22 protein-coding genes and 1 riboswitch are annotated in these 18,736 nt (G+C 64.7%); of the genes, 1 reads left to right on the top strand and 21 read right to left on the bottom strand.

All coding sequences use genetic code 11. From position 1 onward, the window contains the following. Positions 1 to 10 precede the first annotated feature (10 nt). The 7 genes from trpA to hisI form a co-directional block, all read right to left on the bottom strand. Positions 11 to 823: a tryptophan synthase subunit alpha gene (gene trpA / locus HMI59_RS12745; protein WP_193591532.1), complete on the bottom strand. Its 813-nt coding sequence runs from the start codon at positions 821 to 823 to the stop codon at positions 11 to 13. Then, complete coding sequence (gene trpB / locus HMI59_RS12750) at positions 823 to 2,199, bottom strand: tryptophan synthase subunit beta (RefSeq protein WP_021473055.1); 1,377 nt, start codon at positions 2,197 to 2,199, stop codon at positions 823 to 825. Before trpB ends, trpA begins: the two co-directional genes overlap by 1 nt. A 110-nt stretch (positions 2,200 to 2,309) precedes the next feature. Continuing rightward, positions 2,310 to 3,128, bottom strand: a complete 819-nt coding sequence (gene trpC, locus HMI59_RS12755) for an indole-3-glycerol phosphate synthase TrpC (protein WP_193591533.1) — start codon at positions 3,126 to 3,128, stop codon at positions 2,310 to 2,312. A gap of 2 nt (positions 3,129 to 3,130) precedes the next feature. Next, the gene (locus HMI59_RS12760; RefSeq protein WP_021473057.1) at positions 3,131 to 3,403 is read right to left on the bottom strand and encodes an HGxxPAAW family protein; all 273 of its coding nucleotides are present in this window, start codon (positions 3,401 to 3,403) and stop codon (positions 3,131 to 3,133) included. Positions 3,404 to 3,547: 144 nt separating this feature from the next. Beyond that, the gene (locus HMI59_RS12765; RefSeq protein ID WP_193591534.1) at positions 3,548 to 4,153 is read right to left on the bottom strand and encodes a Trp biosynthesis-associated membrane protein; all 606 of its coding nucleotides are present in this window, start codon (positions 4,151 to 4,153) and stop codon (positions 3,548 to 3,550) included. Continuing rightward, on the bottom strand, positions 4,150 to 5,733 hold the full coding sequence (locus HMI59_RS12770) for an anthranilate synthase component I (RefSeq protein ID WP_069695704.1): 1,584 nt from the start codon (positions 5,731 to 5,733) through the stop codon (positions 4,150 to 4,152). The genes HMI59_RS12765 and HMI59_RS12770 overlap by 4 nt, the downstream gene beginning before the upstream one ends. 57 nt (positions 5,734 to 5,790) lie before the next feature. Then, the gene (hisI, locus tag HMI59_RS12775; RefSeq protein ID WP_021473060.1) at positions 5,791 to 6,207 is read right to left on the bottom strand and encodes a phosphoribosyl-AMP cyclohydrolase; all 417 of its coding nucleotides are present in this window, start codon (positions 6,205 to 6,207) and stop codon (positions 5,791 to 5,793) included. Between the two features lie 89 nt (positions 6,208 to 6,296). Here hisI and HMI59_RS12780 point away from each other — a divergent pair, with 89 nt between their 5' ends. Beyond that, on the top strand, positions 6,297 to 6,941 hold the full coding sequence (locus tag HMI59_RS12780) for a TIGR03085 family metal-binding protein (protein WP_021473061.1): 645 nt from the start codon (positions 6,297 to 6,299) through the stop codon (positions 6,939 to 6,941). Between the two features lie 77 nt (positions 6,942 to 7,018). Here the strand turns inward: HMI59_RS12780 and hisF are convergent, their stop codons facing one another. From hisF to HMI59_RS12850, 14 genes are all read right to left on the bottom strand, one after another. After that, a complete protein-coding gene (hisF, locus tag HMI59_RS12785; protein WP_021473062.1) occupies positions 7,019 to 7,795 on the bottom strand; it encodes an imidazole glycerol phosphate synthase subunit HisF in 777 nt (258 codons plus the stop codon). A gap of 43 nt (positions 7,796 to 7,838) precedes the next feature. Then, the gene (gene hisG / locus HMI59_RS12790) at positions 7,839 to 8,699 is read right to left on the bottom strand and encodes an ATP phosphoribosyltransferase (RefSeq protein WP_069695705.1); all 861 of its coding nucleotides are present in this window, start codon (positions 8,697 to 8,699) and stop codon (positions 7,839 to 7,841) included. 96 nt (positions 8,700 to 8,795) lie between these two features. Further along, positions 8,796 to 9,059 (bottom strand): phosphoribosyl-ATP diphosphatase, encoded by a 264-nt coding sequence (locus HMI59_RS12795; RefSeq protein ID WP_018778638.1) that lies wholly within the window; start codon positions 9,057 to 9,059, stop codon positions 8,796 to 8,798. A gap of 129 nt (positions 9,060 to 9,188) precedes the next feature. After that, positions 9,189 to 9,674 (bottom strand): 6,7-dimethyl-8-ribityllumazine synthase, encoded by a 486-nt coding sequence (gene ribH / locus HMI59_RS12800; RefSeq protein ID WP_193591535.1) that lies wholly within the window; start codon positions 9,672 to 9,674, stop codon positions 9,189 to 9,191. Between the two features lie 18 nt (positions 9,675 to 9,692). Beyond that, positions 9,693 to 10,397, bottom strand: a complete 705-nt coding sequence (gene ribA / locus HMI59_RS12805; protein WP_166186096.1) for a GTP cyclohydrolase II — start codon at positions 10,395 to 10,397, stop codon at positions 9,693 to 9,695. Then, complete coding sequence (gene ribB, locus HMI59_RS12810) at positions 10,394 to 11,104, bottom strand: 3,4-dihydroxy-2-butanone-4-phosphate synthase (RefSeq protein ID WP_069695706.1); 711 nt, start codon at positions 11,102 to 11,104, stop codon at positions 10,394 to 10,396. The genes ribA and ribB overlap by 4 nt, the downstream gene beginning before the upstream one ends. Next, complete coding sequence (locus HMI59_RS12815) at positions 11,101 to 11,796, bottom strand: riboflavin synthase (RefSeq protein ID WP_193591536.1); 696 nt, start codon at positions 11,794 to 11,796, stop codon at positions 11,101 to 11,103. Before HMI59_RS12815 ends, ribB begins: the two co-directional genes overlap by 4 nt. Beyond that, the gene (ribD, locus tag HMI59_RS12820) at positions 11,796 to 12,914 is read right to left on the bottom strand and encodes a bifunctional diaminohydroxyphosphoribosylaminopyrimidine deaminase/5-amino-6-(5-phosphoribosylamino)uracil reductase RibD (RefSeq protein ID WP_193591537.1); all 1,119 of its coding nucleotides are present in this window, start codon (positions 12,912 to 12,914) and stop codon (positions 11,796 to 11,798) included. The genes HMI59_RS12815 and ribD overlap by 1 nt, the downstream gene beginning before the upstream one ends. Then, entirely contained in the window at positions 12,911 to 13,603 is a 693-nt protein-coding gene (pnuC, locus tag HMI59_RS12825) for a nicotinamide riboside transporter PnuC (protein WP_021473069.1), read from the bottom strand. The genes ribD and pnuC overlap by 4 nt, the downstream gene beginning before the upstream one ends. A gap of 91 nt (positions 13,604 to 13,694) precedes the next feature. After that, positions 13,695 to 13,848, bottom strand: a riboswitch (FMN riboswitch). A 94-nt stretch (positions 13,849 to 13,942) separates the two neighbouring features. Further along, entirely contained in the window at positions 13,943 to 14,617 is a 675-nt protein-coding gene (gene rpe, locus HMI59_RS12830; RefSeq protein ID WP_021473070.1) for a ribulose-phosphate 3-epimerase, read from the bottom strand. Between the two features lie 45 nt (positions 14,618 to 14,662). Then, positions 14,663 to 16,240: an RsmB/NOP family class I SAM-dependent RNA methyltransferase gene (locus tag HMI59_RS12835; protein WP_193591538.1), complete on the bottom strand. Its 1,578-nt coding sequence runs from the start codon at positions 16,238 to 16,240 to the stop codon at positions 14,663 to 14,665. Then, a complete protein-coding gene (gene fmt, locus HMI59_RS12840; protein WP_193591539.1) occupies positions 16,237 to 17,157 on the bottom strand; it encodes a methionyl-tRNA formyltransferase in 921 nt (306 codons plus the stop codon). The genes HMI59_RS12835 and fmt overlap by 4 nt, the downstream gene beginning before the upstream one ends. Continuing rightward, a complete protein-coding gene (gene def / locus HMI59_RS12845) occupies positions 17,154 to 17,726 on the bottom strand; it encodes a peptide deformylase (RefSeq protein WP_193591540.1) in 573 nt (190 codons plus the stop codon). The genes fmt and def overlap by 4 nt, the downstream gene beginning before the upstream one ends. Before the next feature lie 90 nt (positions 17,727 to 17,816). Next, a complete protein-coding gene (locus tag HMI59_RS12850) occupies positions 17,817 to 18,701 on the bottom strand; it encodes a cytochrome P450 (protein WP_021473074.1) in 885 nt (294 codons plus the stop codon). Positions 18,702 to 18,736: the final 35 nt, after the last annotated feature.

Genomic DNA, 18,736 nt, shown 5'->3' on the forward strand with positions numbered 1-18,736 from the left:
GTTCCTTTTCCTAGGCGTCTGCAGCCGCGCGGCCCAGGCCGGCGCTGAGGTTCTTGGTGAGTTGCCCGACGGCGTCCACGCCGCCATCACGCAGGGCCGCCACCAGGGCGGTGCCGACGATCACGCCATCGGCATACGCGGCTATCTCGCGGACGTGGTCAGGGTTGGAAACACCCAGGCCCACGCAGACACGCTCGGCTCCCGCCGCGTGCGCCCGTGCCACTACGTCCTCGGCGCTGCTGCTGACCGACTGGCGGGCACCCGTGACACCCATGATGGAAACGCCGTAGACGAATCCGCGGCTCGCCTTGACTGTCATGTCCAAGCGCTCGGGCGTGGAGGACGGGGCCACCAGGAACACGCGGTCCAGGCCGTACTTGTCCGAGGCTTCGACCCATTCAGCGGCTTCGTCGGGAATGAGGTCCGGGGTAATGAGGCCTGCTCCCCCGGCTTCTGCCAGGCGGCGGGAGAACTCGTCCACGCCCATGCGCATTACGGGGTTCCAGTAGGTCATCACCAGGACTGCGGCATCCGTTGCCGCCGTAATGCCGGCAACGACGTCAAACACGTGGGAAACCCGGAAACCGTTGTTGATGGCTTCGGTAGTGGCTGCCTGGATAACGGGGCCGTCCATGACGGGATCGGAGTAGGGGATGCCGATCTCGATCAGGTCAGCGCCGTTGCGGGCCAACGCAATACCGGCGTCGATGCTGGCTTGGACCGTGGGGTAGCCGGCCGGCAAGTACCCGATGAGGGCGGCACGCCCCTCGGACTTGGCACGGTCGATCGCCGCAGCGGACTTGCTCTGGAATTGCTCGGTCATCAGTTCTGGTCCTCGTTGACATCCACGGCAGCTTCGGAGGTGTGCTCCGTGGGCCCCTTGGGCTTGCGGGTGGACAGTGTGGTGCCCTTGACGTGGCCTTCCTCGTCGAGCATGTTGAACCATGCCGCAGCGGTCTCCACGTCCTTGTCGCCGCGTCCGGAGAGGTTGACGATGATGGTCACCTCGGCCGGGTTCTCCTTGCCTGCCGTGAGTCGCTGGCCCACCTTGATGGCCCCGGCGAGGGCGTGCGAGGACTCGATCGCGGGAATAATGCCTTCGGTCCGGCAGAGGAGGCTGAAGGCATCCATTGCTTCCGTGTCCGTGATGGGCTCGTAGGTCACGCGGCCGATGTCGGCAAGGTAGGAGTGTTCGGGACCGACACTCGGGTAGTCCAGTCCGGCGGAGATCGAGTGCGACTCCACCGTCTGGCCGTCCTCGTCCTGCATGAGGTAGGAACGGGCACCGTGCAGCACACCCGGACGTCCCAGCGAAATAGCTGCAGCGTGGCGTCCCGTTTCCAGGCCTTCGCCTCCGGCCTCGAAGCCGTAGATTTTCACGGAAGCGTCGTCCAGGAAACTGTGGAACAGGCCGATCGCGTTGGAGCCGCCGCCGATGCAGGCGCAGATGGCGTCCGGGAGTTTGCCGGTCTGTTCGAGGATCTGGGCGCGGGCTTCCTCGCCAATCACTTCATGGAAGAAGCGGACCATCGCGGGGAACGGGTGGGCCCCTGCCGCAGTACCCAGCAGGTAGTGGGTGTTGTCCACGTTGGCGACCCAGTCACGCAGGGCGTCATTGATGGCGTCCTTCAGCGTCTGGGAACCGTTGGTGACCGGCACCACGGTTGCTCCAAGGAGCTGCATCCGGGCCACGTTGAGGGCCTGCCGGCGGCAGTCCTCGGCGCCCATGTACACCACGCATTCCAACCCCAGCAGGGCCGCGGCAGTCGCGCTGGCAACGCCGTGCTGGCCGGCGCCTGTCTCGGCGATGACGCGGGTCTTGCCCATGCGCTTGGCAAGGAGGGCCTGGCCCAGGACGTTGTTGATCTTGTGCGATCCGGTGTGGTTGAGGTCCTCGCGCTTGAGGAAGATCCTCGCGCCACCGGCATGCTGGGAGAAACGCTTGGCTTCGGTTAACAGCGACGGACGGCCGGAGTAGTTCTTGTTGAGGTCCTTCAGTTCGGCAAGGAAATCAGGATCGGCCTTGGCTTTCTCGAACGTGTCCTGGACCTCGTCCAGGGCAGCGATGAGCGATTCAGGCATCCAGCGGCCGCCGTACTTGCCGAAGTACGGGCCGGCAGCGTTGCGCAGCGAAATGCCACCTTGCAGGAATGCGTCGGCCGCATTCTCTTCCGAGTTGGCTGTTGGCGCGTCCACCATCAGTCTCACCGTCCTGTTCCAGTTAGTTCAATGGGTATTCACGTGCCACAAGGCAGCCTCGGACCATGGTCCGGGCTGCCTCGTAGCTAACGCCCTGCTTCAGGTGCGTCTCAGTTCCTGACAGCGATGGCGGCAGCTCCAGCTGCTTTGAATTCGTTGATGCGTTCCCGCGGCGTGGCATCGCTGACCAACGCTTCACCGACGAGGATGGCGTTGGCACCGCTCGCGGCGTAGTGCGAAACGTCATCGGCACCGCGCACGCCCGACTCGGCGACAATGACCGCCTCAGCCGGAATAAGACCGGCGAGCGAGGCGAAAAGGGAGCGGTCGACGTCGAGCGTTTTCAGGTTGCGGACGTTGACGCCAATGATGCGCGCATTGGCCGCCACGGCGCGTTCAATTTCCTGCTCGGTGTGGGTTTCCACCAGGACGTTCATGCCAAGTTCCCGGCTCAGTGCGCTGTAGTCCGCCAGTTGGGCATCGGACAGCGCGGCGACGATCAGCAGGATGAGGTCGGCGCCGTGGGCCCGGGCCTCCCAGATCTGGTACTCGTCAACCGTGAAGTCCTTGCGGAGCAGGGGGATGTCCACGGTGGCGCGCACGGCATCCAGGTCGGCCAGCGATCCGCCGAAGCGGCGCTGCTCCGTCAGCACGCTGATGACGGACGCACCGCCCTCTTCGTACTGTGCGGCGAGGGACGCCGGATCCTCGATCGGTGCAAGGTCACCCTTGGAGGGGCTGCGCCGCTTGATCTCCGCGATGACCTTCAGGTCTTCGCGCGTGGCTGAGGGTCCGCCGAGCGCTGCCCAGGCATCACGTGCCGGGGCGGCTGCCGCTACGCGGTCCTTCAGCTCAACGGGAGAAACAAGCCGCCGACGGGCCTCCATGTCCTCCTTGACGCCGACGATGATGTCGTCAAGAACGGTCACGATTAGTGGCCGTTGTTCTGCAGCTTGCTGCCACCCACTCCGTAGCCGGCCTTGCGCATGGCCCAACCAACAATCAGGCCGATGACCATGACTGCGATGCCGCCGATGAAGATGGGCGTGCTGGCAATCACGAAAGCGATGGAGGCAACGAGGGCGCCGACCAGCATCACAATCACGCAGGTCCAGGCAGCCGGGCTGTTTCCGTGGCCGATGGCGTCAGCGTGGCTGGCCATGGCGGACTCGGCTTGGTTGGCGGACACTGTGGTTTTGCTCATGTGGAATCTCCTCGGGATGAATACTGCTTACATTCTGCCATTTATTGGCGGTGGCCGGGACATCGACCGACGTCAGGGCGAGTGCCGGGCCCTTTTGTTGCGGAAGTTGATGTTCGACGGCGGCCCCCGCGCCGGACACGCCGCTTACGTGGGGTCTTCCCCGCGGGAAAGGCTGTCCCAACTGTCGATCTCATCGACCGGACCGGTGCCGCGCTCCCCTGCGCGGCCGGCGGCGTCGTACTTGGTCCTGGTCTTCCAATGGCGCCCGACCAACGGGAGCCATACGGCGCAGCCTGCCAGGAGTGCGGCCGCAGCAACGGCAAGCACAGGAAACACCGTGGTGCTCACTCCGGCCTGCCCGCCGGAGACCCCGGTTGCTGCAGCGATGGAACCTTGTGCGGCTCCCAACGGATCACCGAGGACCGTCCCGGCAGCCAGGATGGTACCGACAGCCGACAACCCGATGATCACCGCGATGATCCACCGGGCAATCCTGCCGGCGATGGATGCCGCAAGGGCACCGGCCAAGGCTACGAGCGCCAGGGCTGTTACTGCGGTGGCGGCCTTGTTGCCGGGTACTTGGAGGTTGCTGTTGGAAACGGCAGCCGGGTCCAGGCGGACCTCGATCCACGTCTGCGTCGTAGTGCCGAAGACCGCGAAGGCCAGAATCACGGTGGCCAGGACCACGGTCGATTTCCGGGTCCACCGCCGCTCAACGCCGGTGGTCTTGTCTTGCGCCTTTGCCGTCACGGTGCAGGAGTTCCGTCCTCGTCGGCTCCGGCCTCGCCCACGCCGTCAGCAGCGATGTTGTGCAGCGAACCGGCGGTGTGGACCGCGCGCAGGGGTGCTGCCGCCTTGTTGACGGTTTCCAAGGCCTCGGACGGCTTGTGCGAATCGGCCACGATGCCTCCGCCGGCCTGCACGTAGGCCCGTCCTTCGCGCAGCAGGGCAGAGCGAATGGCAATGGCCATATCCATGTCGCCGGCGAAGTCGAGGTAGCCCACCACCCCGCCGTAGATTCCGCGACGGTGTGGTTCAAGCTCGTCCAGGAGGCGCAAAGCACGGGGCTTGGGGGCACCGGACAGGGTCCCCGCAGGGAAGGTTGCCTTGAGGACGTCATACGCCTTGGCGTCGGGAGCCAGCTCCCCCACCACGGTGGAGACCAAGTGCATGATGTGGCTGAAGCGCTCCACCTCCATGAACTGGGTGACATCCACGGTTCCAGCCACGCACACCTTGGAGAGGTCGTTCCTGGACAGGTCCACCAGCATCAGGTGCTCCGCGCGTTCCTTTTGATCAGCCAGCAGCTCCGTGGCAAGGGCCTTGTCGGCTTCCACGGTCTTGCCCCGGGGACGCGAACCTGCGATCGGATGGGTGATGACTTCACCGCCGGTCACGGTGACCAGCGCCTCCGGGGACGAACCCACAATTGAGTACTCCCGGCCGTCGGCATCGGCGAGGCTGAAAATGTACATGTACGGGCTCGGGTTGGTATTGCGCAGGACCCTGTAGACATCCAGGGGATCAGCGGCGCATTCCATTTCGAACCGGCGCGAGATGACCACCTGGAAGACTTCACCATCAACAATGGCTTCCTTGCCGCGGTCAATGGCTTCCAAGTACTGGTTCTCGTCCCAACGCTCCTGCACGCTGGAAGCGAAGTCCAAGGCGGCGCTTTCCAGCACGGAGACCGGCTGGGCGACGGGCGTGCTGATCTGCTCCAGCAACGCCTTGACCCGTGCCACGGCGTCATGCCATGCCTCGTCCACGCGCTCGGAGCTGTTGTCGAAGTTGATCGCATTGGCAATGAGCAGGACCGTTCCGTCCACATTGTCATGCACGGCCATGTCCGTCACGAGGTTCAGGGCCATCTCCGGCAACTGCAGATCGTCCTCGGGCGGGGAGGTCAAGCGCTCCCAGTGGCGCACCGTCTCCCAGCCGAGGAAGCCCACCAGGCCGGACGTGAAGGGAGGCAGGCCTTCAAAACGGTCGGTTTGCAGTGCCGCGATGGTGTCGCGGACGGCTTCCACGGGGTTGCCGGACGTCGGGACACCCACCGGCGGCTGGCCGATCCAGTGCGCGTTTCCGTCTTTGGTGGTCAGGGTGGCGCGGGACTTGGCGCCAATGAAGGAGTAACGGGACCATGAGCCGCCGACAGCAGCGGACTCCATCAGGAAGGTGCCGGGTTGGCCCTGCGCCAGCTTCCGGTAGAGGCCGATGGGTGTCTCGGCGTCGGCCAGTACTTTGAGTCGAACGGGGATGACACGGCTGTGGGCGGCGAGTTTCCGGAACTCTTCCAGGCCCGGGCTGATGATTCCAAGGTCCTGCATGGCTATATCTTTCCGCCTTTGTGTGAGGTGGTGAGTCAGTGGTTAAGGATGGGGGCCCTAGTCACGGTTGCCGGCGACGACGGTCAGCTCGCGTCCGTCGAAGCAGGTCCGGGTTCCCGTGTGGCAGGCAGCGCCCACTTGGTCCACCCGGACCAGAAGGGCATCGCCGTCGCAGTCAAGGGCGACGGACTTCACGAACTGGACATGCCCGGAAGTGTCGCCCTTGCGCCAGTATTCCTGGCGCGAACGGGAGTAGAAAGTGACACGACCGGTGGTCATCGTGCGCCGAAGAGCTTCGTCATCCATCCAGCCCAGCATGAGGACCTCGTTGGTGTCATGCTGCTGGACGATGGCGGCTACAAGGCCTGCAGGATCGCGCTTGAGCGCGCTGGAAATCTCCTGCGGCAGGGTTGCGGCGGGGTCGCTCGCTGCCTCCGCGGCGGGAGTTGGGCTGGGGGTGGACTGCTCAGACATCAGATCAAGTCTAGTGCCTTTGCCGGGGCCCGGTTCCTGCGGCGGTTCCTCTGCGCAACAGCGGCTCGATCGTGCTAGTTTCACAAGTGATGCATTTCGTCGATCCTTCCCGAGAAGTACTGGCCGAAACCTTGCTGGCGGCCGGACCTGACTCCCCCACGCTCTGTGAAGGGTGGCTGACGCGCGATCTTGCCGCCCACTTGTACCTGCGTGAACGCAAAGCATCCGTGGGCATCGGGCTGTTGATCCCAAGCCTCGGGAAAGCGTCGGACAAGGCGACGGCCAAGCTGGCTTCCAAGCTGAAGACTGCCGAGGACTACGCCAAGTTGGTCAAGGCGTTCCGGGCAGGCCCGCCGGCCCTTTCGCCGTTGAGGATCAAAGCCCTGGACGAAACGTCCAACCTCATTGAATACTTCGTGCACACCGAGGACATCCGCAGGGCCGGTGACCGCTGGGCGCCCCGCGCCTTGGACGAAGCCTATTCGGACGCCCTCTGGGACGATCTCATCAAGCGGGCAGCTTTCCTTTACCGCGGAGTCGATCTTGGCATCGTGCTCGTGCGGCCCACGGGACCCCGCCACGTGGCCAAGCGGGCACCCGTATCGGTGGCAATCGTCGGAGAGCCGGGCGAACTGATCATGCACGCCCACGGCCGGACCAACCAGGCGTTGGTCACGTTCGAAGGCCAGCCGGACGCCGTCGCGCTTTTGCAGTCGGCCGACATCGGACTTTAGGGCAAACCCGCAACAACAACAACGAAAGGGCCACCTGCAGGTGGCCCTTTCGTTGTTGTGAACGCTTACCGTACGGGTTAACGTACTTCGAAGCCGGCCTGCGCGATCGCTGCCTTGACTTGGGCAATCATGTCGTCCGGTCCGAAGTGGAACACGGAGGCAGCCAGCACGGCGTCGGCTCCTGCTTCAACAGCGGGCGGGAAGTGCTGCGGCTCCCCCGCACCGCCGGAGGCGATGATCGGAATGTTCACGGCTGCCCGGACCAGGCGGATGAGTTCAAGGTCGAAACCGTCTTTGGTTCCATCGGCGTCGATCGAGTTCAGCAGGATTTCGCCGACGCCACGGTCCGCGGCTTCCTTCGCCCAGGCAATGGCGTCGATCCCGGTGCCCTTGCGGCCGCCGTGGGTAGTGACTTCAAAGCCCGACGACGTCGGGGCGTCGCCTTCGCGGGTGCGGCGCGCATCCACGGACAGCACCAGGACCTGGGAGCCGAAGTGGCGGGTGATTTCGTCGATGACCTCCGGCCGGGCGACGGCTGCCGTGTTGATCGAGGCCTTGTCGGCACCAAAGCGGAGCAACTTGTCCACCTCGGCAACGCCACGGACGCCGCCTCCGACGGTGAGCGGAATAAAGACTTCCTCGGCGGTCCGGCGGACGACGTCGAAGGTTGTCTCGCGGTTGCCGGACGACGCCGTGACGTCCAGGAACGTCAGTTCGTCGGCGCCTCCGTTGTCGTAGCGGTGCGCCAGTTCCACCGGGTCCCCCGCGTCCCGGAGGCCCTCGAAGTTGACGCCCTTGACTACGCGGCCTGCATCAACGTCCAGGCAGGGAATAACGCGTACGGCTACAGCCATGTGCTGATCCTCAATTCTGCGGTTCTGCTGATCGGAGCGCGGGTCAGATACGGCAGGCGTGGATGCTGCTGACCAGGATCGCCCGGGCGCCCAGGTCGTAAAGCTCATCCATGATCCGGTTGGTTTCCTTCTTGGGAACCATGGACCGCACGGCAACCCATTCCGAATCCCGCAGCGGAGACACGGTGGGCGATTCCAGGCCCGGGGTGAGGGCGGCGGCGTCTTCCACGAGGTCCTTGCGGATGTCGTAGTCCATGAGCACGTATTGCCGTGCCACCAGTACGCCCTGGAGGCGGCGGATCAGGACGTCGATTTCCTTGGCGGTACCGTTGGCGGCACCGCCCTTGCCTGCGCGCCGGATGAGCACCGCTTCGGAGCGGAGGATCGGGTCGCCGAAGATTTCCATCCCGGCAGCCTTGAGGGTGTTTCCGGTTTCGACGACGTCGGCAATGGCATCAGCGACGCCGAGGCGCACCGACGATTCCACGGCACCATCCAGGCGGACCACCTTCGCGTTGACCCCGCGCTCTGCGAGATAGTCGCGCAAGAGGCCGTCGTAGCTGGTGGCCAGGCGCTTGCCTTCAAGCTCTTCGACGGCGGAGAAGTCACCGACGGGCCCCGCGAAGCGGAAGGTGGACGCGGCGAAGCCAAGCGGGAGGAGCTCTTCGGCCTCAACCTGCGCATCGAGCAGGAGATCGCGGCCGGTGATTCCGACATCCAGCGTTCCCTGTCCAACGTAGACCGCGATGTCCCGGGGACGAAGGAAGAAAAACTCAATATCGTTGTCGGGATCGACCATCACCAGTTCACGGTTGTCGCGGCGCTGGCGGTAGCCGGCCTCGGACAACATGGCTGAGGCGGCTTCGGAGAGGGATCCCTTGTTGGGGACTGCTACACGGAGCATTGGGAGACTTTCTGTTGTTGTTGGAGGTTTTCAGGCACATCGGCCACGCTGCGGGCCCGGTTGTTTCCACTGCAGGACACAGCCCGGGAGGCGTGGCTAAAGATGCTTGTAAACGTCCTCCAGGCTGAGGCCCTTGGCGAGCATGAGGACCTGCAGGTGGTACAGCAACTGGGAGATTTCCTCGGCAGCGGCTTCGTCGGATTCGTATTCCGCAGCCATCCACACTTCGGCGGCTTCTTCGACTACCTTCTTGCCGATGCCGTGGATTCCAGAGTCCAGTTCGGCTACCGTGCGCGAACCTGCCGGGCGGGTCGCTGCTTTCTCACTCAGTTCTGCGAACAGCGTCTCGAAATTCTTCACGCCCTACAGACTACTTCCTTCACGGCAACCACCGCTTGTTGGGGCCTTGGATGACGAAGGGGATGTGAGTGAACACACACCCACATCCCCTTGCCGGGCCTTATTCCGGGGCCGGCAGCTCGCCGCCTTTTACTGGAACTGCTTAAGCGTTACTGCCGTGGCCAAGGCGGCGGTAACAGCTTCATGGCCCTTGTCCTCGCTGGAGCCGGGAAGTCCCGCGCGGTCCAGGCCCTGCTGCTCGGTATCGCAGGTGAGGACGCCAAAGCCGACAGGCACGCCGGTGCGGACTGACACGTCGGTAAGTCCCGACGTCGCGGCCTGGCAGACGTAATCGAAGTGCGGGGTGCCGCCGCGGATGACGACGCCCAGGGCAACAACGGCGTCGAAGTGCGGAGCAAGGCGGGCAGCCGCTACCGGGAGTTCGAAGCTGCCCGGAACCCGCAGCAGGACGGGCTCAGCAATGCCGGCTTCCTTGGCGGCGCGGAGGGCTCCGTCAACCAGGCCGTCCATGATCTGGGTGTGCCAGCTGGCGGCGACAATGGCCAGTTTCAGCTGTGAGGTTTCCTCGCGGTTGAGGGTGGTGAGGTCAATGGTGGGGGCGCCGTGTCCGCTCATTGTGTGCAGTAGATCCGTTCAGTCGTTGATGCTGTCAAAGGGGTGGGCCAGCGGGGTCTTCCCGTTGCCTGCGTGCTCTGCCTGGAGCGTCAGACGGTGGTCCATCCGGTCTTTCTTGGTCTGCAGGTAGCGCAGGTTCTGCTCGCGGGAGGGAACCTCGGTGGCTACCATCTCCACCACGGTGACGCCCGCCTGTGCCAAGCGGTTCTGCTTGTCCGGGTTGTTGCTCAACAAACGGACTTCCTGCAGGCCCATTTCCGCGAGGATCTGCGCGGCAGCGTTGTAAGAACGCGCGTCGACCGGCAGGCCCAGCTGCTCGTTGGCCTCAACGGTATCGAAGCCGGCTTCCTGCAACGCGTAAGCCTTGATTTTGTTGGCAAGGCCGATGCCCCGGCCTTCCTGCCCGCGCAGGTACAACAACGTGCCGCCCTCGGCGTTGATGAGTTCGAGAGCAAAAGCCAGCTGCTCTCCGCAGTCGCAGCGGTAGGACCCGAAGACGTCCCCGGTGAGGCACTCGGAGTGCAGCCGGACCAGCGGAGCCTTCCCGCTCTTGGACGGATTCGGCGAGCTGACAGCCAGGTGTTCAACTCCGGTCTCGTGGTCCGTCCAGGCCTGTGCCACAAAGTCTCCGAAAGCGGTGGGCAATTGGACGATCGGCCCCCCGCTCACGGGGTGGGGCGTGCGTTCGGTCTCGTCGCTGCTGCGCGTGATGGATGCCGTCATCGCTTCTCCTCGTCTGCCACTGAAAGGTGTGCCGTTGGAATCTCTTCCTGCTGGGACTCTACCGCCTCGACGTATGCCACCAGGTCCTCAATGGAAATGAGGGGACATCCGTGCCCGGCGGCAAACTCGCGCAGGCTGTCCAGGCGCATCATTTCACCGTCGTCGTGTACCAACTCCGCGATCACACCCACCGGGGCAAGCCCGGCGAGCCGGCACAAGTCCACAGCAGCTTCCGTGTGTCCGGGGCGTTCACGCACTCCTCCCTTAACTGCTCGGAGGGGGAAAATATGCCCGGGGCGCGTGATGTGGGCCGGGGTGCTCGCCGGATCCGCCAGGATCCGGGCTGTCAGTGCGCGGTCCGTCGCTGAAATCCCGGTGCTCACTCCGTGGGCAGCATCGCAGGAGATCGTGTAGGCGGTTCCCTTGGCATCCTCGTTGACGGCCACCATTTGCGGCAGTGCCAAGGCGTCCGCCCGCTCTCCTTCCAGCGGCACGCAAATGACGCCGGACGAGTAGCGGATGGTCCACCCCATGAGGGCCGGGGTGGCGTGCTGGGCGGCGAAGATAATATCGCCTTCGTTCTCGCGGTCTTCGTTGTCAACCACGATCACTGGTTTCCCGGCTGCCATTGCGGCAATGGCCGCTTCAACGGGGTCCAGGCCCTGCCTGCGTACCCGGGCGGGATCGGTCTTGGTGGGGGCGCTCATCGCACAGCCTCCTGGGCTTCCGTGGTCTGTTCGGGGCTTGCGGACCGGCTCTCATCATCGGCACGGTGGGCAGGCTTGCCCTGGGGTGCAAAGGACAGCAGCCGTTCGGTGTACTTGGCCAGGACATCGACTTCGAGGTTGACCTTGGCGCCCACCGGCTTTGCACCCAGGCCGGTCTCTTCGAGGGTGGTGGGGATCAGGCCGACTTCGAACCATGGCTCCGGGTCGGCAGCGGGACTGACGGCGGTCACGGTCAGCGACACGCCGTCAACGGCAATGGACCCCTTCTCGGCAATGTAGCGGGCCAACGTGGCAGGTACACCGAACCGCAGGCGGTCCCAGTTGCCCAGGGCCTCACGCTCCAGCAATTCGCCGACGCCATCGACGTGTCCCTGGACCACGTGCCCGTCCAAGCGTCCGCCGGAAGGAACGCACCGTTCCAGGTTGACGCTGTCCCCCGCCGCCAACTGACCGATGGTGGTCCGGAGCAGGGTCTCCCCCATGACATCGACGCTGAACTCCTGCCCATTGATCTGCGTAGCCGTCAGGCACACACCGTTGACGGCGATCGAACCGCCCAAGGCGAGGCCCTCCGTGGTGGTAGGGGCTTTAAGCCGCAACGTGGCGCTGGCTTCGCCGTCGTGGTCGATGCCAAGTACGGTGCCCTGTTCGGCAACGATTCCGGTAAACATCAGTGTCCTCCTGAGACGTACTCCGCGGCTTCGCTGCCGTGAAGGGAATTTTCTTGTGTGGTAGCCGGCCGGGTGGGCCGGAGATGAAGTCGAAGGTCATTGCCGAGGGTCCGCACGGAACCGCCGCCGGCCTCGTCCCAGATCCAGTGCTGGGCCTGGGACAGGGTTGTGATGCCGAGGTCGTTCAGGGCAGGGGTTCCGGAGCCCAGCAGGGTGGGAGCCAGGTAGACAATCAATTCATCCACCAGGCCCGCCGCCAGGAAGGTGCTGAGGATGCTCGAACCACCCTCCACCATGACGTGCCGGACGCCCTCCTCGAACAGCATGGCCAAGGCTTCGTGCGGATCCCGGGTGGCCAGGTGGAGGAAGCGCCCGTCCGTCCCGCGCACTGCCGCGTCCTGCGGCACCTCCCGCCGGCCCATGACCGCGCGGAGCGGTTGACGCCCGGAAAGTCCACCCTCCGGATCCCTTGCAGTCAACCGGGGGTTGTCGATCAGGACCGTCCCGGTGCCCACGAGGATCGCATCAATAAGTCCGCGCAGGCTGTGGTTGTCCGCCAGCGACTCCGGACTGGAGATCCATTGGCTGGTGCCGTCCACTGCCGCGATGCGGCTGTCCAGCGTCTGGGCGATATGCAAGGTGACAAAGGGCCGCTTGGAGGCAACGGCGTCGAACCATTCCCGGTTCAGCTCCAAAGCGTCTGCTGCCGCGAGGCCCGACTCCACTGTGATACCCGCGGAACGGAGCGTGCGGGCGCCTCCTGCCGCGGGATCATGGGGATCGTCGACGGCGTAAATCACCCTGGTGATACCGGCGGCGATGATCGCCTGGGCACAGGGGCCGGTACGTCCCACGTGGTTGCAGGGCTCCAGCGTCACCACCATGGTGGTGCCGCGCAGCTCGATCCCTGCCTTCCGCGCTTCGAGGATGGCGTCCGCTTCGGCATGTGCCGTTCCGGCGCCACGGTGATAGCCGACGGCGACCTGCTCACCGTCGGCGTTCAGGATGACGGCACCTACCAGGGGGTTGGCGCCACGGGGACCCTGCAAGGCCGCACGCAGAGCCGTGTCCATGGCCGCAGACTCAAGCGCGCTGAAGGTGGTGGCAACCGCGTTCATCGGGCGGCCCCCACTGCGACGGGTGCCGGACCGGCCACTGCAGCTGCGCGTTTGGACGCCCGCCGCCAGACGAAGAACCCGGCGAGCGTGAAGAATCCATAGAAGAGGTACATGAAGGCACTGGCGTAATAGCCGGCGGTGAACAGCAACGGGACGCCCACAACGTCCACGGCCACCCAGATCAGCCAGAATTCGGTCCAGCCGCGGGCCATGCCGTAGGTGGCCAACAGTGACCCCATGAAAGTCCAGGCGTCCGCCCACACCGGCGGGTAGGAGCCGAGGGCGTCGAACAGCGGTGTCAGTGCTGCCGTTCCCGCCACCATGGCGCCGATCAAAGCGATGCGGACCTTGTTGCTGGCCCAGGACGGCACGATTGCGTGGCCTTCGCCTGCAAGGTGTCGTCCCTGCTGCCACCGGTACCAGCCGTATATTGCGACGGCCATGAACATGATTTGGCGGCCCGCCTGGCCCCACAAAGTGGCCGGCGCCGCTGCGCCAAAGACGTTCCCGAGGAACACGGTCAGCAACAGGAGGTTGCCGAGGATGCCAACAGGCCATGCCCAGACTTTGCGGCGCATTCCGCCGAGGGCGCTGGCGAGCCCAAAGATGTTGCCAAGCACTTCGCGTAGAACAAGCGCAGACCCTCCAACGGGAATCTGTGCTTCGAAGAGCCATCGCAGAAAATCCATGCCGTTCCTTCCCAGTGACCGCGATGGCTCCGGGGGTGTACGACAGCGCATGCCCGCCCGGCCATCCTCAAAGGACGCCGACGGCATACCTGTACGTGCTTCTCCCATCCAGACTTTAACTGTCGGTACCGGAATTCCACCGGTTCAACCGTCTGCTTCCGGCTCCACAAGAGTGGTAACCGTAAGCGCGCGGGTCGCGGACTATAACCGCCGGTTCGGACTTACACCGACCCCGGAGCACGTATATGTGTGGTGCTATTGTGCCACAACCTCGAAGATGGCCGGGCTATTCCCGGCCATCTTCGTGACACATTGTTGCTGCTTGGGCTGCCTTGCCGCCTAGGCAGCGGGCTGTGTGGCCTTGGTCCCGGCGAGCCGGAGCCGGTCGATCGCCGCCGCGGGATCCGCGTGGCCGTAAACAGCCGAGCCAGCCACGAAGACATTGGCCCCGGCCTCGGCGGCACGGACGATGGTTTCCTCGGTGATCCCGCCGTCCACCTGGATGGCGACACCGATACCCGAACCCTCAACGGCCTCACGTGCACGACGGATCTTGGGCAGCGTGATGTCAAGGAATGCCTGTCCCCCGAAGCCCGGCTCGACCGTCATGATGAGCAACATGTCCACTTCGCTCAGCATGTCCAGATACGGCTCCACGGGAGTTGCCGGCCGCAACGCCATACCGGCCTTGGCGCCGCGCGCCCGCAATTCGCGGGCAAGCTTGACCGGCGCCATCGCAGCTTCCGCGTGGAACGTCACTGAAGCGACGCCTGCGTCCGCGTAGGCCGGCGCCCAGCGGTCGGCGTCGGAGATCATCAGGTGTGCATCCAGCGGAACCGGGCTGACAGCCTGAATCCTCTGCACGACGGGCAACCCGAGGGTGAGGTTGGGGACGAAGTGGTTGTCCATCACGTCCACGTGCACGGCATCGGCATTGCTGATGCGCTGCAGTTCGGCCTCAAGGTTGACGAAGTCCGCGGACAGGATGCTCGGGTTGATACAGCACTGAGTCAAGGAAAATCCTTCGGGTGGTTGGTGGGGCGAACAACTGCAGCAGAACTAGGCCTTCTTGCGGATCAACGCCAGGAACATGGCATCCGTTTGGTGGACATGCGGCCAGAGCTGGGCTGTCAGCTCATGACCGGCGCCGAGTTCCCTGCCCAGGCTGACCCGGTCCAAGGCTTCTCCGGCATCCAGCAGTTCCAAGTCCGTCCGTTTGGCAAGGACATCGGAGACGACCGCGGTGGTTTCGGCCGGATGGGGTGAACAGGTGACGTAGCCGACTACTCCCCCGGGCTTGACGGCAGCAATGGCGGATGCCAGGAGTTCGCGCTGCAACGGACCCAGGTCTGCGATATCTTTCGGTGACCGGCGCCAACGGGACTCCGGCCGCCGTCGCAACGCTCCGAGGCCGCTGCAGGGAACATCCACCAGCACGCGGTCGAAAGACTCCGGCTCTTCGCTGCCTACTTCCCTGCCGTCCCCCGTGCGGACAGACCACGTTGCGGACGGCACGGCGGACAGCGCCTGCTGTACCAGCTTTGCCCGGTGGGGTGCAGGTTCATTGGCCAGGAGGGTGGCACCGTCGCGGTGGGCCAAAGCCGCAAGCAGCGCGGCTTTCCCGCCGGGACCGGCACACAGATCAAGCCACCGTTCATTGCCGTCGGCAGAAGTTTCGACGTCAGCGCCCGCAACGGCACGCGCCACAAGCTGCGAACCGACGTCCTGGACACGCGTGGTGCCCTGACGCACGGATTCAAGCCTGCCGAGGTCGCCGCCCGCGGACATCGCCGAGCCCTCAACGAGTTCCCCTGCCGTGGCGCCTTGTTCGAGGGCTTCGTCCAGGTCTCCGAGTCCCGGCAGTGCCACCAGATTTACCACCGGAGCGGCGTTGTCCGCTTCCAGCAGTGCCTCGATGTCCGAGGCAGGCCTGCCGTGGTTCACCAAGGATTGCCGCAAAGCACGGACGATCCATTCCGGATGGGAGTGGCGCAAGGCGGCAATCCTGGTGGCATCCGATTCCTGGTCCAGGAGAAGGTCCAGCCATTCCTCCATCGAGTGCGCCGCCACCTTACGCAGGACCGCGTTGATGAGCGCTGAGGGCCCTGCGCCGATGACTGCCCTCGCCAGGCCAACGGTCTGGTCCAAGGCAGCGTGGGCGGGCACCCGCATGGACAGGAGCTGGTGCGCTCCGATCCGCAGGGCATCAAGGATGGCGGGGTCCAGCTGGTCAAGCGGCCTGTCCACACACCGGGCAAGAATGGCATCGTACGTTCCCTGCCCGCGAAGCGCTCCGTAGCTGAGCTCCGTGGCAAAGCCGGCATCCCGGCGGTCCAGTCGGTGTTCGCGGATGCGGGCGGGGAGGACGAGGTTTGCATAAGCGTCTTCGGAAGCAACTGCGCGCAGCACCTCGAAAGCCACCAGACGGGCAGGATCAGCACGCCGGGTCCGCTGCGAAGGGGCATTGGTGGAGAAGCCACGCTGCGGACCCCGGTTGCGTTCGCGGCCCTGGGCGTTGCGCTTGCTTCCTGAACGATCGCCCCGGGTGCCACGGTTGTCCCGGTTGTCCCGGTTGTCTCGGCCACCCCCGTCGCGGCCACCGCTGCTGTTGGGGCCTCGCCGGCCGGACTCACTCATTCGAAGACCACTTTCTCGGGTGTTGCCAAGCCGCGGGCCCAATCGGCCGGCAGCATCATTTTTTTGCCTGCGGGTTGGACACGCCCCAGCTGTACGGCATGGGAGCCTGTCCCTACCAGCACGGCTTTACCTTCGGGACGGACACGACCCGGCGCAAGATCGTTCACGTCCGGCCGTAAGGCCACGGGCTCAAGCTTGATCCGCTGGCCCTCCAGCATTGTCCAGGCTCCGGGCTCGGGGGTAACGCCCCGGGACCTGCGGTGGAGCGCCAGGGCCGGTTGCTGCCAATCCAACCGTCCGTCTTCCAGGGTGAGTTTGGGGGCCAGGGTCACCTCACCGGACTGCGGCTGCGGAGCCGCCTGGCCGGCGTCAATCGCGGAGAGGGTTTGGCACAAGAGAACCGCACCGCTGACCGAGAGCCGCTCCAGGAGGTCACCGGCGGTGTCCTCATCCCGGACCGATTCCGTCAGGGTTCCAAAGACAGGACCGGTGTCCAGGCCTTCCTCCAATTGGAAGGTCACCGCGCCTGTCACATCGTCACCTGCGATCAGCGCCCGTTGCACGGGAGCCGCCCCGCGCCATGCCGGAAGCAGGGAGAAATGCAGGTTGACCCAGCCGTGCGCGGGAACAGCGAGGGCGTCCCGGGGAACGATTCCTCCGTAGGCGACGATTGCGGCGACGTCGGGCGAAGTGTCAGCGATGTGCGCCGTGGTCTCAGCGTCTACTTTGGCCGCCTTGATCACCTGGATTCCCAGCTCTTCGGCGCGGGCAGCCACGGGAGATGGAGTGAGGACGCGCTTTCGTCCCAGCGGAGCGTCCGGCCGGGTCAGCACCGCGACGACGTCGAACCCTGCTTTGACCAGCGCGTCCAATGACGGAACGGCTACCGCCGGAGTTCCGGCAAACAATACCCTCACTCGGGAATCCCGAAGCTGCCGCCGCCAAAGCTCGAGCCGACGGAGGAAGCACGCTTGGACGTGGTCTCTTCCGTGACGGCATGGTAATTGGCGTTGCGGATGGCGCGCAGGGCAGCCTTCCGGTCTTCGCCTTCGAGCCTGTCGGTGTAGAGGATGCCGTCCAAATGGTCGGTTTCATGCTGGAAGCAACGGGCCAGCATGCCTTCGCCCTCTACGGACACCGGCTTGCCGTGAAGGTCCACACCGGTGACCCGGGTGGCACGGTGGCGCCGGACGGGAAAGCCCAGTCCGGGGATCGAAAGGCAGCCCTCCACCTCATCGGGCTGGAAATCCGCGCTGTTTTCCAGCACGGGATTGATGATGTGGCCGGCAACGCCACCGACGCGGTAGGTGAAGACGCGCTTGCTCACGCCGACTTGGGGCGCGGCAAGGCCTGCACCCTCCACGTCCTCCATGGTGTCCATCATGTCCGCGACCAGTTTGGCGAGCTCCGGACCAAAATCGGTTACAGGATCCGCTACGGTTCGCAGCACCGGATCACCGATGATTCGGATACTCAAAATTGCCATCTGTTGCCAGTCCTCACTTTTGTCTGTCTTTGGTCCGCGTTGCGGAGCCAAAGCCAGTTTAGTTGAGACGGTCAAGGAGGCGCCGGGCGTTCAGCCCAGCGCTCCGGCCCCAACGCTTACCCTGGCAGGAGCCGCCAGCGGTGGCGGGGCAATCGGCAGGAGGGCCTGACCAGCCGCAGAAACGTCGGCGGACATCTCCCACACGCGGCGGAGGGCGCAGAACTTCCACCAATGGTGCTTGAGGACGTCGGGATTGGCGCGCTGCGGGCGAACTTCCGTCTCACCGATGGCTACGGCCAGGAGCATGGGGTTCTCACCGAACTTCCAGGGCTCCCACTGCCCGGCCACGGGATCCACCAGGCTTTCCTCGGCTTTCATTCCCGCCACCAGTTGCATGACCACTTTGTCATCCAGGGCTTTCACCGTGCCGTCACGGGTTGTTCCTTTGGTCTTGTAGTCGATCAGGCAGATCCGTCCATTAATACGGGCCACCAAGTCCAAGGTGCCGGCATAACCTACTGATTGGTTCCAGACGGTGATCTCAGGCGCGATAGGTTCCACGCGGTACAGCTCCCACCACTCGTCGAAGCGCGCTGCAAAAGCCTGCTCCCCATGCGAAGCGAGTTCGTCCCGGCATTCCTGCATGCGGTGCGGACGGCCCAGCGCGCGGAGCGCCACTTGCTCGCAGTAGGTATGGACCCGGTCACCGCGGGCCGCTGCTTCATCGCGGTATGTTTCAGCGGCTTTGGCGGCCTTGTTGACTGCCTGGCGGATCCTTGCCGGGCTGCCGATCATTGCCGGGAGTTCCGGATCTGCGGCAAGGCTGCTTGCTCCCATGTAGCTGAACCAACCATCCAGGGCGTGCGCCTGCTGTGCAATCACTGTTGTGATGGAAGGAACAGCGAATTGCTCAGTAGTGGAGCGGGCGTACATGCGTCCGTAGTCAGTAGCGTGGGCAAGCAGTGGTGCGGTCATATAAAGACTCTGACACAGACCACCGACAGAATTCC

The organism is Paenarthrobacter sp. YJN-5 (assembly GCF_015040095.1).
Classification (GTDB): Bacteria; Actinomycetota; Actinomycetes; order Actinomycetales; family Micrococcaceae; genus Arthrobacter; species Arthrobacter ureafaciens.

Coding starts and splice junctions, on each gene's coding strand:
- hisF (WP_021473062.1), bottom strand. CDS start 7,795: ATGGCTGTAGCCGTACGCGTTATTCCCTGCCTGGACGTTGATGCAGGC.
- HMI59_RS12760 (WP_021473057.1), bottom strand. CDS start 3,403: ATGAGCAAAACCACAGTGTCCGCCAACCAAGCCGAGTCCGCCATGGCC.
- pnuC (WP_021473069.1), bottom strand. CDS start 13,603: ATGGATTTTCTGCGATGGCTCTTCGAAGCACAGATTCCCGTTGGAGGG.
- hisG (WP_069695705.1), bottom strand. CDS start 8,699: ATGCTCCGTGTAGCAGTCCCCAACAAGGGATCCCTCTCCGAAGCCGCC.
- trpB (WP_021473055.1), bottom strand. CDS start 2,199: ATGGTGGACGCGCCAACAGCCAACTCGGAAGAGAATGCGGCCGACGCA.
- HMI59_RS12770 (WP_069695704.1), bottom strand. CDS start 5,733: ATGCAGGACCTTGGAATCATCAGCCCGGGCCTGGAAGAGTTCCGGAAA.
- HMI59_RS12815 (WP_193591536.1), bottom strand. CDS start 11,796: ATGTTTACCGGAATCGTTGCCGAACAGGGCACCGTACTTGGCATCGAC.
- trpA (WP_193591532.1), bottom strand. CDS start 823: ATGACCGAGCAATTCCAGAGCAAGTCCGCTGCGGCGATCGACCGTGCC.
- ribH (WP_193591535.1), bottom strand. CDS start 9,674: ATGAGCGGACACGGCGCCCCCACCATTGACCTCACCACCCTCAACCGC.
- ribA (WP_166186096.1), bottom strand. CDS start 10,397: ATGACGGCATCCATCACGCGCAGCAGCGACGAGACCGAACGCACGCCC.
- def (WP_193591540.1), bottom strand. CDS start 17,726: ATGGCAATTTTGAGTATCCGAATCATCGGTGATCCGGTGCTGCGAACC.
- HMI59_RS12780 (WP_021473061.1), top strand. CDS start 6,297: ATGCATTTCGTCGATCCTTCCCGAGAAGTACTGGCCGAAACCTTGCTG.
- hisI (WP_021473060.1), bottom strand. CDS start 6,207: ATGTCTGAGCAGTCCACCCCCAGCCCAACTCCCGCCGCGGAGGCAGCG.
- ribD (WP_193591537.1), bottom strand. CDS start 12,914: ATGAACGCGGTTGCCACCACCTTCAGCGCGCTTGAGTCTGCGGCCATG.
- HMI59_RS12850 (WP_021473074.1), bottom strand. CDS start 18,701: ATGACCGCACCACTGCTTGCCCACGCTACTGACTACGGACGCATGTAC.
- HMI59_RS12835 (WP_193591538.1), bottom strand. CDS start 16,240: ATGAGTGAGTCCGGCCGGCGAGGCCCCAACAGCAGCGGTGGCCGCGAC.
- ribB (WP_069695706.1), bottom strand. CDS start 11,104: ATGAGCGCCCCCACCAAGACCGATCCCGCCCGGGTACGCAGGCAGGGC.